The 14,118-nt window shown below is 38.5% G+C and carries 12 protein-coding genes; 10 read left to right on the forward strand and 2 right to left on the reverse strand.

All coding sequences use genetic code 11. The features are described 5' to 3' along the window. Positions 1 to 483 precede the first annotated feature (483 nt). Genes HMPREF1208_RS09625 through nreC form a run of 7 tightly spaced genes read left to right on the forward strand, consistent with a single transcriptional unit; the run spans position 484 to position 9,119 of the window. Complete coding sequence (locus tag HMPREF1208_RS09625) at positions 484 to 4,155, forward strand: nitrate reductase subunit alpha (protein WP_016426192.1); 3,672 nt, start codon at positions 484 to 486, stop codon at positions 4,153 to 4,155. Continuing rightward, complete coding sequence (gene narH / locus HMPREF1208_RS09630; RefSeq protein ID WP_016426193.1) at positions 4,145 to 5,701, forward strand: nitrate reductase subunit beta; 1,557 nt, start codon at positions 4,145 to 4,147, stop codon at positions 5,699 to 5,701. The genes HMPREF1208_RS09625 and narH overlap by 11 nt, the downstream gene beginning before the upstream one ends. Next, positions 5,694 to 6,269: a nitrate reductase molybdenum cofactor assembly chaperone gene (locus HMPREF1208_RS09635; RefSeq protein ID WP_016426194.1), complete on the forward strand. Its 576-nt coding sequence runs from the start codon at positions 5,694 to 5,696 to the stop codon at positions 6,267 to 6,269. Before narH ends, HMPREF1208_RS09635 begins: the two co-directional genes overlap by 8 nt. Next, entirely contained in the window at positions 6,262 to 6,939 is a 678-nt protein-coding gene (gene narI / locus HMPREF1208_RS09640) for a respiratory nitrate reductase subunit gamma (RefSeq protein WP_016426195.1), read from the forward strand. Before HMPREF1208_RS09635 ends, narI begins: the two co-directional genes overlap by 8 nt. A gap of 15 nt (positions 6,940 to 6,954) precedes the next feature. Next, positions 6,955 to 7,416: a nitrate respiration regulation accessory nitrate sensor NreA gene (nreA, locus tag HMPREF1208_RS09645; RefSeq protein WP_016426196.1), complete on the forward strand. Its 462-nt coding sequence runs from the start codon at positions 6,955 to 6,957 to the stop codon at positions 7,414 to 7,416. Next, positions 7,413 to 8,456, forward strand: coding sequence for a sensor histidine kinase (locus tag HMPREF1208_RS09650; protein WP_016426197.1), 1,044 nt, complete (start codon positions 7,413 to 7,415; stop codon positions 8,454 to 8,456). Before nreA ends, HMPREF1208_RS09650 begins: the two co-directional genes overlap by 4 nt. 12 nt (positions 8,457 to 8,468) lie before the next feature. Further along, on the forward strand, positions 8,469 to 9,119 hold the full coding sequence (gene nreC, locus HMPREF1208_RS09655) for a nitrate respiration regulation response regulator NreC (protein WP_016426198.1): 651 nt from the start codon (positions 8,469 to 8,471) through the stop codon (positions 9,117 to 9,119). 847 nt (positions 9,120 to 9,966) lie between these two features. Here the strand turns inward: nreC and lepB are convergent. Further along, positions 9,967 to 10,539: a signal peptidase I gene (gene lepB / locus HMPREF1208_RS09660; RefSeq protein ID WP_016426199.1), complete on the reverse strand. Its 573-nt coding sequence runs from the start codon at positions 10,537 to 10,539 to the stop codon at positions 9,967 to 9,969. A gap of 428 nt (positions 10,540 to 10,967) precedes the next feature. Between lepB and HMPREF1208_RS09665 the strand changes: the two genes are divergently transcribed. Continuing rightward, positions 10,968 to 12,137, forward strand: a complete 1,170-nt coding sequence (locus tag HMPREF1208_RS09665) for a nitrate/nitrite transporter (protein WP_016426201.1) — start codon at positions 10,968 to 10,970, stop codon at positions 12,135 to 12,137. 252 nt (positions 12,138 to 12,389) lie between these two features. Further along, the gene (locus HMPREF1208_RS09670; protein ID WP_016426202.1) at positions 12,390 to 12,746 is read left to right on the forward strand and encodes a DUF3139 domain-containing protein; all 357 of its coding nucleotides are present in this window, start codon (positions 12,390 to 12,392) and stop codon (positions 12,744 to 12,746) included. Positions 12,747 to 12,922: 176 nt separating this feature from the next. Here the strand turns inward: HMPREF1208_RS09670 and HMPREF1208_RS09675 are convergent, their stop codons facing one another. Further along, positions 12,923 to 13,864 carry a lactate/malate family dehydrogenase gene (locus HMPREF1208_RS09675; RefSeq protein ID WP_016426203.1) on the reverse strand — a complete coding sequence of 314 codons (942 nt, stop codon included), beginning with the start codon at positions 13,862 to 13,864 and terminating at the stop codon, positions 12,923 to 12,925. Between the two features lie 3 nt (positions 13,865 to 13,867). Here HMPREF1208_RS09675 and HMPREF1208_RS09680 point away from each other — a divergent pair, with 3 nt between their 5' ends. Then, on the forward strand, positions 13,868 to 14,089 hold the full coding sequence (locus tag HMPREF1208_RS09680) for a hypothetical protein (RefSeq protein ID WP_126496456.1): 222 nt from the start codon (positions 13,868 to 13,870) through the stop codon (positions 14,087 to 14,089). Positions 14,090 to 14,118 lie beyond the last annotated feature (29 nt).

The raw sequence follows: 14,118 nt of genomic DNA on the forward strand, positions 1-14,118 counted from the left end.
AAGATGATTTATCATAAAAATTGTCTTAGCGCTTTCTTCTTATGATAAAAACTTCGTATTGTATGACGTTGCTTTCCGAGGGGACAGCCTCAGCCTGTAGTCTTCGGTTCGTCCTGTTCCCTCAGGCGTCTCGTCATCCATACTTCGTTTATGCATATAATCATTCACTATTAGAGTTAAGAACAAGTCGATTTTGTGAAGTCTAGTCAGCTTTGCGGGGGCAATACAACGAAATATTTGTTGCACATGATATTTCTGTATTGCGCTCAAAATCCAATTTACTTTCACCAAGTTACTGCCGCATCTCAGCCAAATTGAGTTGAGCATTTAGCCGTTAAGCAAGCGATTTAGAACCACGTGTGAGGTATGAAAAAGCATAGGGATTCCAGTTAATGAAATAGGTAAATCCCTAATAGGATACGCTTGTGAATAAATGTACAATATGGGTGATGACTGAAGTCTATGTGTAAGAGGAGGATGACAATGGCTAGATTTGGACTGAATTTTTTTAAGCCTACTGAAAAATTTAACGGGAATTGGTCGGTATTAGAACACAAAAGTCGTGAATGGGAAAAAATGTATCGAGAAAGATGGAGTCATGACAAAGTAGTCCGCACAACGCATGGCGTGAACTGTACAGGCTCATGCTCATGGAAAGTCTTTGTGAAAAATGGTGTGATTACTTGGGAGAATCAACAAATTGACTATCCAAGTTGCGGACCAGATATGCCAGAATTTGAACCACGAGGTTGTCCACGTGGCGCTTCATTCTCCTGGTATGAATATAGTCCACTCCGTGTAAAGTATCCTTACGTTCGTGGAAAGTTATGGGAATTATGGACAGAAGCGTTGGAAACGTATCAAGATCCAATTAAAGCATGGGCCTCAATTGTAGAAAACGAAGAAAAAGCACGTATATATAAGTCAGCACGCGGTAAAGGTGGACATGTCCGTGCGAGCTGGAAAGATGTGGCACAACTTATTTCAGCTCAATTGATTTATACAATCAAAAAAGATGGACCTGACAGAATCGCAGGATTTACGCCAATTCCAGCGATGTCTATGATTAGTTACGCGGCAGGTGCACGTTTTATTTCGCTATTAGGTGGAGAAATGTTGAGTTTCTATGATTGGTATGCGGATTTACCGCCAGCATCACCGCAAATTTGGGGTGAACAAACAGATGTACCAGAATCGAGCGACTGGTACAATGCGAGCTATATTATGATGTGGGGTTCAAACGTCCCACTCACTCGGACACCAGACGCACACTTTATGACTGAAGTTCGATATAAAGGGGCTAAAGTCGTTTCTGTCGCGCCAGACTATGCTGAAAATGTAAAGTTTGCCGATAACTGGTTGGCTCCTAATCCAGGTACAGATGCAGCGTTGGCACAAGCAATGACGCATGTTATTTTACAAACTTACTACGAAGATGAACCTTCAGAAATGTTTATCAACTATGCCAAACAATATACAGATATGCCGTTTATAATTCGATTAGATCAAGATGATAAAGGTTACAAAGCGGGACGTTTCCTCCGTTCAAGTGACTTTGGCAGTCAGTCTGAGAATAGTGAATGGAAACCGGTTGTTTTAGATTCTTTGACAGACACGATTCAAGTTCCAAATGGGACAATGGGTCAACGTTGGGAAGATGGCAAACAATGGAACTTAAAACTAGAAAATGAAGCGGGCGCTAAAATTGATCCTGCAATGACAGTTGCAACGGGTGACTTTGAGTACATCATAATTCAATTCCCATATTTTGATAATGCGGGCAATGGCGTATTTGAGCGTGTGATTCCAGTGCGTAAAGTAACGTTAGCGAACGGTGAAGAAACGTACATCGCAACCGTTTATGATTTAATGGCAAGTCAATACGGTGTGAAACGTTTTAATCATGAACTAGAATCAAAAGGTTTTGATGATGCGGCTTCTTTCTATACACCTGCTTGGCAAGAGAAGATTACAGGTGTCAAAGCGAATGTTGTGACACAAGTGGCAAAAGAATTTGCGCAAAATGCCATCGATACAGGTGGACGTTCCATGATTATTATGGGCGCAGGAATTAACCATTGGTTTAATTCAGACACCATTTATCGTTCTGTATTAAACTTAGTCGTTTTATGTGGCTGTCAAGGCGTGAATGGTGGCGGATGGGCGCATTATGTTGGACAAGAAAAGTGTCGTCCGATTGAAGGTTGGAATACGATTGCTTTCGCTAAAGACTGGCAAGGGCCACCGCGTTTACAAAATGGAACAAGCTGGTTTTACTTTGCGACAGACAAATGGAAATATGAAGAGTCAGGTGTAGATCGCTTAGCTTCGCCACTTGCAGAGAATATCAAATTACAACATCCTGCTGATTATAATGTTTTAGCTGCACGCAATGGCTGGTTACCTTCTTATCCGCAGTTTGACCGCAATAGTCTTTTATGGGGAGAAGAAGCACGCGATGCGGGAGAATTTAATAATGAAGCCATTTTAAAACGTGCCATTGAAGATGTGAAATCACGTAAAACAAAATTTGCGGTTGAAAATCCAGATTTACGTAAAAATCATCCGAAGACTTTATTTGTTTGGCGCTCGAATTTGATTTCAAGTTCTGCTAAAGGTCAAGAATACTTTATGAAACATTTACTAGGTGCAAAATCAGCATTAATGGCTGAGCCAAATGAAACGGATCGACCTGAAGAGATTGAGTGGGGAGAAGATACAGTAGGTAAACTTGATCTCCTTGTTTCTTTAGACTTCCGTATGACGGCAACGCCTTTATATTCTGACATTGTTTTACCAGCGGCCACTTGGTATGAAAAACATGATATCTCTTCAACAGATATGCATCCTTTCATTCACCCATTCAATCCGGCAATCGACCCTTTATGGGAATCACGTTCAGACTGGGATATTTTCAAAACGATTAGCCGAACATTCTCTGAAATGGCTCGTGTTCACCTTACTGGTACTTATAAAGATGTTGTAACATCACCGCTCGCACACGACTCTAAGCAAGAAATCTCACTTGCTTACGGTAAAGTGCACGACTGGACAAAAGGTGAAATTGAACCAATTCCGGGTCAAACGATGCCAGGCTTTGCAGTGGTTGATCGTACTTATACTGACGTTTATGACAAATTTATTTCTGTAGGACCTTTACTAGAAAACGGTAAAGTGGGTGCTCATGGCGTGAGCTTTTCGGTCAAAGAACAATACGATGAACTTCGAAGCATGGTAGGGACATGGGAAGATGATTCGATTAAAAATAATAAACCGCGGATTGATACAGCGCGTAAAGTAGCAGATGTGATTTTAAATGTTTCATCCGCATCAAATGGACGGGTCTCACAAAAATCTTATCAAGACTTAGAACGACAAACAGGGATGCCATTGAAAGATATTTCAGCAGAACGTGCATCTGAGAAAATTTCATTCTTAAATATCACATCACAACCGCGTGAAGTGATTCCAACAGCAGTCTTCCCGGGTTCGAACAAACAAGGTAGACGTTATTCTCCGTTTACAACGAATATTGAGCGACTCGTGCCATTTAGAACGTTAACAGGACGCCAAAGTTTCTATATTGATCATGAAGTTTTCCAACAATTTGGTGAAGCGTTACCTGTTTATAAACCAACATTACCACCAATGGTATTTGGAACGAAGGATAAGCCTGTTAAAGGTGGCGTCGATACGCTCGTACTTCGCTATTTAACACCACATGGAAAATGGAATATCCATTCAACATACCAAGATAACCAACATATGTTGACGTTGTTCCGTGGGGGGCCGACGGTATGGATTTCAAATGAAGACGCAGCACAACATGACATTAATGATAATGATTGGTTAGAAGTGTATAACCGTAATGGTGTAGTCACAGCGCGTGCAGTTGTGTCACATCGGATGCCTCGAGGCACAATGTATATGTATCATGCACAGGATAAACATATTGAAACACCGGGATCTGAAATTTCGGGAACACGTGGTGGATCGCACAATGCGCCAACGCGTATTCACTTAAAACCGACACAATTAATGGGGGGCTATGCCCAAATCAGTTATTCATTCAATTATTATGGTCCAATTGGGAACCAACGGGATGTATACGTGGCAGTGAGAAAGATGAAAGAGGTGGATTGGCTTGAAGATTAAGGCGCAAGTGGCAATGGTTCTGAACTTAGACAAATGTATCGGATGTCATACATGTAGTGTGACGTGTAAAAGTACTTGGACAAATCGACCTGGCGCAGAATATATGTGGTTTAACAATGTAGAAACAAAACCGGGTATCGGCTATCCAAAACGATGGGAAGATCAAGAACAATACAAAGGGGGATGGACATTAAACAAAAAAGGTAAGCTGGAGTTAAAGTCAGGAACACGCTTGAACAAAATAGCACTTGGTAAAATTTTCTATAACCCAGATATGCCAGTGATTAAAGATTACTATGAACCTTGGACATATAACTATGAGCACTTAACAACAGCTAAACCTGCCCAACATTCTCCAGTCGCAAAAGCCCATTCATTGATGACAGGACAGCGCATGGACTTAGACTGGGGTCCTAACTGGGAAGACGACTTAGCAGGCGGACATATTACGGGCCCTCAAGATCCTAACATTCAAAAAATTGAAGAAGAAATTAAATTTAACTTTGATCAAACGTTTATGATGTATTTACCTCGCCTTTGTGAACATTGCTTAAACCCAAGCTGTGTCGCATCTTGTCCATCTGGGGCAATGTACAAGCGTGATGAAGACGGTATCGTCTTAGTTGATCAAGAAGCGTGTCGTGGTTGGCGTTACTGTATGACAGGTTGTCCTTATAAAAAAGTATACTTCAACTGGAAAACAAATAAAGCAGAAAAATGTACATTTTGTTTCCCTCGTGTGGAAGCAGGAATTCCGACAGTTTGTTCTGAAACATGTACAGGTCGTATGCGTTATTTAGGGGTCCTATTATACGATGCGGATCGCGTTCAAGAAGCAGCTTCTGCTGAAAATGAACAAGACTTATATGAAAAACAATTGGATTTATTTTTGAATCCTTATGACGAAGCGGTTATTGAACAAGCTGAGAAAGATGGTATTTCTCAAGAATGGATTGAAGCAGCTCAAAATTCACCGATTTATAAATTGGCAATCGAATATAAGTTAGCGTTTCCATTACATCCAGAATATCGTACAATGCCGATGGTTTGGTATTGTCCGCCATTAAGTCCAATAATGAATTATTTTGAAGGACAAAATGCCGGAAACAATCCTGATGCTATCTTCCCAGCAATTGAAGAAATGCGCTTGCCTGTTCAATATTTAGCAGAACTTTTCACAGCTGGCGATACAAAAGCTGTGAAAGGATCACTTCAACGTATGGCTATGATGAGAAGTTATATGCGTGCACAAAATACAGGTCGTGAGTTTGACATGTCTCGCTTAGAACGTGTCGGTCTCACAGAAAGACAAGCAAAAGACATGTACCGTTTGTTGGCGATTGCGAAACATGAAGATCGCTTTGTGATTCCAACGTCACATAAAGAGCAATACATGGACACTTATGCAGCGCAAGGCAGTCAAGGCTATGGTGGTGAACATTTCGGCGCGAACTGTGATGGTTGTGGTGTGCCTGTAGGTGCAGGTGGTAAAACAGGACGTGAAATTTATAACGACAATTTCTATGGAGGGATTTTCCGTGATTAATCTTGATCGGCTGAACAGCTATAAAGAGACGCTCGGTTACATGAGCCAGCAGTTAATTTTTCCAGAAAAGTTAACCTTCCATCCTAAAGTCTTTGAAGAAATTTTTCATGAAGCGCACCCTGCCTATCCCTATGTCAAACAATATCGAGAAGAAATGTATGAAAAGAGTTTATCTGAAATTCAAATGCTTTATACCGATACGTTTGATTTTAATAAAAAAGCGACACTCTACATGACATTTAATCAATTTGATACACAAAAAGAACGCGGACAAATGTTAGCAAAATTAAAAGTGCTTTATGAAATGTTTGGCCTAGAGATGCCTTCATCTGAGCTGTCAGATTATTTACCATTGATGTTGGAGTTCTTATACGCTGCCCAATTTGACGGGGATGACAGGGCACAAGAAAATGCACAATTATTAGTGATGATTATTGAAGATGGCACGTATCCGATGATGAAATATCTTGAAGAAAAAGGCAATCCTTATCGTCACTTAATTAAAGGTCTTAGAGAAACGTTAAAGCAATGCATTGTACAAGTCGAAGAGGTGAGACATCATGTTTAATCAATTTTTATGGGTGATTTTCCCGTACCTCTGTCTTGCAATCTTTGTGATTGGTCATATTGTTCGCTACCAATATGATCAGTTTTCATGGACTGCAAAATCGAGTGAATTTATTGAAAAGAAGCAACTTAAATGGGGCAGTCTCATGTTTCATTTAGGGATTATTCCTGTATTTTTCGGTCATGTCGTTGGATTGTTGATTCCAGCACATTGGTTAACGGCAATCGGTGTGAACAATCATATCTACCATATCGGAGCGGTGTATATCGGAAGTATTTTTGGTATAATAACGTTAATCGGTATGTTGTTGTTAACTGCAAGACGCGTGACTAAACAAAATGTGCGCCGTTTAAGCTCTGCATCAGACATTTTTGTCAATTTCTTATTGTTATTAATTGTTTTTATTGGATGTTATGCCACATTAGTGACAAATGCAACGACACCTGACTTTGATTATCGACAAACGATTTCAATATGGTTTAGAGGTTTATTTACGTTGCGCCCTGATGCAAGTCTCATGGTAAGTGTTCCGTTAACATTTAAATTGCATATTTTACTTGGCTTTACGATTATGGCATGTTGGCCGTTCACACGTCTTGTGCACGTGTGGAGTGTCCCTTTATCTTACGCGAGTCGCAGTTATATTATTTATCGTAAACACAAAATTTAAATTGGAGTGATGACCGTGAACCAGATTGATTTTTCTCAACATGATTATCAAGATGAAATAGATAGAATACGTCATGAATATGAGTTTGACTTTGCCGGTATCGCATTACCTTCAGAAGATCATGTTGGCACAAAGATCAAATGGCGTTACGTGTCAGGCAACTTAAATGAGCGTTATCAACGCATCGTCTTACGTCATGGTCATGGTGTGGCGGGTAATGTGATGAAGACAGGGAAGCCTATGGTAATTCCAGATACGACACATCATGAAATTCAAAGTTCACTTTTTAACTTTCCAATCTTAATGAGTGAACAGATTACCGCATTAATTGCCATACCTCTATGGCATAATCACCGTGTGAAAGGTGTGCTCTTATTAGGCCAACGTAATCAAAAACCGTTGCCTCAGATTGCACGTGACTTGTCGTTAATTAAAGGTATTGGTGGTTTAACGAGTGAAGATAAGGTGATGTTATGATGACAGAAAAGACACATGATTTATTGTCGTTCTTATTGTCGTATTACCATAAGACGTCAGAAATGATTATTTTTATTGACCGCAATGGTAAAGTGATTTATATGAATGAAGCAGCGAAACGTATCATCTCGCCAGATAATGATATGAGCGGCATTTCTAATACAATATGTGGCCGATGTGAAGGCTATACCAATGAACATGATTTACGTACATGTCAAAACTGTTTTTTACATTCAGAAACGTTAGGGAATACGACTTTTCAAGTTTTTATGAAGACGACCGACAATAAAATCGAGCCTTTTACAGCCACATATCAAACGATTGATGAAGCACAACAGATTAAGGCGTTTACGTTACAAAATGTCACAGCACAACTGCAAAGACAAGAAGAACTTTATCAACGTAACATGATTCAAAAGACGATTGCAGCACAAGAAAATGAGCGGAAACGTATCTCTAGAGAACTGCATGATGGTGTAGTTCAAGAGTTGATTAATGTGAATGTTGAAATGCGCTTGCTCAAATATCAGCAAGATATGGATTCATTATTAGCAAACTCTAGAAATATTGAAGGCTTAATGACGAAATTAATTGATGATATTCGAAATTTATCATCAGAGTTGCGTCCTTCCTCTTTAGATGATTTAGGGTTAGATGCCGCATTCAAGTCTTACTTTAAGCAGCTTGAAAATAATTATGGATTAGTTGTGAATTATCACTTTGATATAGAACCAGAACGTTTTGATACTGAAATCGAAACCGTTGTCTATCGTATCGTTCAAGAAGCGGTTTTCAATGCGATGAAATATGCAGATGTTGATGATGTCGATGTCATCTTACGAAAAGACCAAAATTATCTCTATGCTGAAGTTTCAGATCAAGGTTTAGGTTTTGAACCGAGCGATTCGCCTAAAGGTTCTGGATTAGGCTTATATGGGATGTATGAACGTGCTGAGTTGGTCAACGGGCATTTGAATATTGAAACGCAGAAAGGTAAAGGCACCATCGTATCGCTCGAAGTACCAATTAGTCAAAAGTGAGGGGAATAAAGCATGAGAATCGTAATTGCTGATGATCACGCCGTTGTACGTACAGGCTTTTCTATGATACTCAACTTTCAAGAGGATATGGAAGTGGTAGGGACGGCTGCCGATGGCGTAGAGGCGTATCAAAAAGTGATGAAATATGAGCCGGACGTACTCATTATGGATCTCAGTATGCCGCCGGGTGAATCAGGATTAATTGCGACGAGTAAAATCTTAGATAGTTTTCCGAATACTAAAATTCTGATATTGACGATGTACGATGACGAAGAATATTTATTCCACGTCTTGCGAAGCGGGGCGAGTGGCTATATTTTAAAGAATGCGCCAGATGAACAATTATTGTTAGCGATTCGCACGGTCTATCAAGGTCAAACTTATATTGATCCTAAAATGACGACGTCTTTAGTTAAAGAATTTGTTCAATCTTCACAAGATGAATCGTACTCAAATGACCCATTCAAGATTTTATCGAAACGTGAACTTGAAATTTTACCGTTAATTGCTAAAGGATATGGGAATAAAGATATTGCTGAAAAGCTATTTGTCTCTGTTAAAACAGTAGAAGCGCATAAAACGCGTATTATGGATAAACTTAATTTAAAATCAAAGCCAGAGCTCGTGGAGTATGCATTAAAGAAAAAGCTATTAGATTTCTAGTCGACGAAAATGAAGTGTTTTTTGAAGCATAAACAATTCCAATATACGGAGGGTTTTGAATAATCAAAAGGTGTGTGTAAAAAAGTTCGGCACATCAATTACAAAATAAAAAGCGCTAAGATGATTTTTAATAGAAAATTGTCTTAGCGCTTTTTATATGATGAAACTTCGTATTATATGACTTCGCTTTCCGAGGGGACAGCCTCAGCCTGTAATCTTCGGCTCGTCCTGTTCCCTCAGGAGTCTCGTCATAAATACTTCGTTTCTGCAAGTCACCATTCACTATTATAATTTTAAAAAAATAAGTCACTTTCGTATCATTTAATTAATAAAGATAAAAAATCCACGATATTTGTCCATATCATAAACGTTTAGAATTTAAAAGGTACACATATCAAAATAAGCGATATTTAATTGATAATACCTTTACTTTGATACATCGCTCTAATTTTTACAGTTTTGACTTTCTAAAAAGCTTTCATCGTCTCCTAAAATTGTCCTCTATACCTTTATGATTATGGCATGATTGCCACAATGAACGAGACGCTTGAGGGAAGAGTGAAAAAATTAAACTTGTCTACCTATTCTAATAGTGATTCATTGTTTTACGCAGTGGCTGTCTGACTTCACACGAGTTCAAACTTGCTTTTGTGAAGTCTAGTCAGCTTTGCGGGGGCAATACAACGAAATATTTGTTGCACATGATATTTCTGTAATGCGCCCAAAATCCAATTTGGCTTCATCAATTTTCATCTTCAATTAAGCCAAATTTAGTTGAGACTTCAGCCCCTAAGCAAGCGAGTTCATGAAGGCAAGATTATCAAAAATTGAAATGTTGGCTCTTTTGTTATTTAAAAGTATCGGGGTTAAAGCCAAATTGGATTCGGATGAAAGGCCAAACTCTTACGGTCACTTTACCGACAATCTGTCGTTCTGAAATCAGACCCACTTCAGGACGTCGACTATCAATACTATTTTGGCGATTATCCCCTAATACTAAATAGCGATGTGCAGGGATTTTAGACTGACCTTGCGCATTTTTTAAATCTTCCACATTAAAATCTTCGGTCAGAAAGTCCCCGATTTTGTACTTTTTATTAGAATTCAAATAGGGCTCTTTTATTTTTTTACCGTTAACGTAAAGTTGATCGTCTTTATACACCACAGTGTCTCCTGGACGACCAATCAATCGCTTAATAAAATCTTTATGCTGATTTTCATGAAAGACAATGACATCTCCCCGATTGAGATGGTTCAATGACTTTGAAATCTTGCTGACAATGACCCGATCTTTATCGTGAAAAGTGGGGAACATAGATTGCCCTTTAACGGTATAGGGTGTTCCAATAAAAGTTCTAATCAGTAACACAATCGCAATGGCACTGACAATTGCGATGAGCCACTCAACTGTTTTTTTCAAGCAATGCACCTTCTTTTTTAAATATAATTGCATGTTGATGATTGTAGTCATTCTCTATTATAAATGAGTATAACATAATCCTCCGCATGTCCCTATTGGCTGTCCTTTATATTATGAATATTCTGTCTTTGCGCATTGATTTAGGCAGGTGGAAAAGCGATTTATGAGATGTCTGATTGTTAAATATAAAGTGTTGTCAATCCCGTCTTTATCCCGATTTTGTCTAATTTTTAACAATGTTTATACATCAATTTCAGGTTAGGGGATACCCCACACTGCGTATAGGGGAAGTCCTTATGTTATAAATTTCACAATAAAGTTAAACTGTATTTGAGTTGGAAATGTTTAAATTATCATTTTATCAACGCGTAGAGAAAATTTAGTGAATTTGATCCGAAATGGAGTCAAACGAGAAAGGTGAATGATCAATGAATAAGTCAAAAGCGGGTTTACAATTAGGGCTTCAAACATTGAGTTTAGTGGCAGGGTTTATGGCATGGAGTATTATCGCACCATTGATTCCTTTTATTTCGCAAGATGTTCAAATCTCGAGTGGTCAACTTTCAATTATTTTAGCCATTCCAGTTATATTAGGCTCCGTCTTGCGTGTACCGTTTGGTTATTTAACGAATATTGTCGGTGCCAAATGGGTATTCTTTACAAGCTTTTTAGTGCTACTCGTGCCTATATTCTTATTAAGCCAAGCGACATCTCCAGGGGCGCTCATGTTTGCAGGCTTTTTCCTCGGTGTGGGTGGGGCAATCTTCTCAGTAGGGGTAACCTCATTACCTAAATATTTTTCTAAAGATAAAGTGGGTCTTGCGAATGGGATATATGGTATGGGTAACCTCGGTACTGCAGTGTCTTCATTTTTAGCACCTCCAATTGCAGGTGTGATTGGTTGGCAAAATACAGTGCGTAGCTATTTAATTATTATGGCTGTGTTTGCGGTTATCATGTTTTTCTTAGGTGACGGCAATGAACCTAAAGTCAAAGTGCCTTTAGTCGAACAATCAAGAAAGTTAATGCGTAATTACAAACTTTATTATTTAAGTTTTTGGTATTTTATTACATTTGGTGCATTCGTGGCTTTCGGTCTTTTCTTACCGAACTTCCTTGTTCAAAACTTTGGCATTGATAAAGTAGATGCAGGGATTCTTACGGGAGTTTTCATTGCTTTAGCGACATGTTTACGACCACTTGGTGGTATTTTAGGGGATAAGTTTAACGCTGTCTCTATGCTTAAAATTTTCTTTTCAATTATGATTATAGGTGCACTCATTTTAGGTGTTTCCAGTCAAATTTTCTTATTTACAATTGGATGTTTAACAGTGAGTATCTGTGTCGGTATCGGTAATGGCTTAGTGTTTAAGCTCGTTCCACTTTATTTCACAACAGAAGCTGGTGTTGCAAATGGTATTGTCTCAATGATGGGCGGTCTTGGAGGTTTCTTCCCACCATTAGTGATTACAGCAGTGACATCGCTCACAGGGTCAAGCCATCTTGCCTTTATATTCTTAAGTATTTTTGGGATTGTGGCATTATTAACAATGTTTAATTTATCTAAACGCGAACAAGCGGTGTCCACAGTCGAATAATCTCACTTTTAAAATGATCATCGAATGATAAAAAAAGTCTTTGAAACGGGTGACCGCTCGTCTTTAAAGACGTTTTTATATGTGTAACATAGTGATTTTTAAGTTTTACTTTTTGATGGTTCGCTGTGAAATCGCAATTTAGATACCGATTGGATTATGACTTTTATGTGACGACAAATACTGAAAGTAATGTAAGAAAAAGATTTATGATAAGATGTATAATAAGATTGTAATAAGGTGGAGGCACATGAAATGGCAAAGAAAATTTTAAAACTCGTTTTGGCTTTAGTGTTGTTATTTGTAATTGTTGCGGCTGGCTTTTTTGCGTATAAGGGTTATCAAAAAAGTCAAAACCTAAAGTTAATCGATCAGTATTTAACTGAACATCATTTGAGTGATAAAGTTATTAAAGAAAAGTCTGAGTATGATCCAAGAAAAGGTGTGTTTTATAAAGAATTAACCTTAAAAGGTGACGAAAAAAATACATATATTGCTCAGCCTATTCATCTCAAACGCGGCTTTTTCTTACAAGGCTTCGATTCAAAAACGAAAAAGCATGATAAAAAAGCGAAATACAATTATTTCAATGAAAATTATAAAATGAAATAATGGCAATTCAAGGTCGTTGATTAAGTAAAGCACTGAAATCGGTTATGGATTTCAGTGCTTTTTTAATGGAGACATGAATTAAAGTGGATATTTTAAATTTGCATCGTCTGTGTCATCTCTGCCAAAATAAATGAATTTCAAATGGCAAGTAGTGCCGTCTAAAATGATTGCGTGACTTAATCTGTGACAGACGCAATTGTTGATTGAATGTATTGAACCGCATGATCAAGTGCTTGTTTTTCTTCAGCATCTAGTGCAAACGGGAAGACAGTGTGATGCCCTTCTTTATTAACAAGTGTTGGAAGACTAAATGCGACATTTTGATAATCATAAACGTGCTGATGGACTGTCGAAATAGGTAAAATACGATTTTCATCATAAAGAATGGCTTCTACAAGATCGATTGTTGCGCGAGAGATAGCAGAATTCGTCCAACCTTTATTGCGCATCACGTCAAATGACACTTTGTCAATTTCATCGCGAATCTTTTGTTTCGAGATAGCTTGCGCATGGCTCAGTTGTTCATATTCATCGAGAGGCATGCCTGCAATACGGACACGGCTCCATACCGGTACAGTCGTTTTGCCGTGCTCTCCAATAACGAAAGCTTCGACACTTTTCGGATCAACGTCATAGTGGTCTGCAATCAATGTACGGAAGCGAGATGATTCTAATAATGTGCCTGTTCCCATAATTTTTTCATGTGGATAATCATGTTGTATCTCTGCTAAATAAGTCATCGTATCTACAGGATTTGAAATCATAATAATATGTGGTGAGGTTGTTACCGCAGTAATGTTTGACATAATCTCTTGGATAATCGCAGCATTACCGAATGTTAACGTTGTGCGATCAGCCATATCTGCTGTAGAAGGGATGCTTGCAGAGATGATAATCATGTCAACATCTGCTAAATCTGTGTAGTTGCCTGCTTTTATTTTCGTATGATGTGTCCCACTGTAAGATTGGAAATGGCGATGGTCCATTGCCTCTCCTTCCGCACGGTTCAGATTGGTATCAATTAAGATGATTTCTTGAAATAGGCCTGTGTATTGAATGTCCGTTAGTACTTGGCTTCCTACACGACCGAGTCCAATTAAAGCGACTTTATGTGTCATGATGTGACCTCCTTATCGATCTATCATATTGATGATGAGCATGACGCTGAAGAAAGTGAGGATGTCATGGATGAGCAAAATATTAGTGTGTGCCATCCAAAATTTGACATCGTGTATATGTGCGATTGCGCGCATGCTAAAAAGTTAGACATGGCTCTTATTGTTGAAAAGCGTTGGATTTCCATTGATGATTCATTAAGTGAGAATGAAGATGATATCAACTGAATCCGATTCGCAAAAGGCATGTCAACAAT

Source organism: Staphylococcus sp. HGB0015, assembly GCF_000411275.1.
GTDB lineage: Bacteria > Bacillota > Bacilli > Staphylococcales > Staphylococcaceae > Staphylococcus > Staphylococcus schleiferi.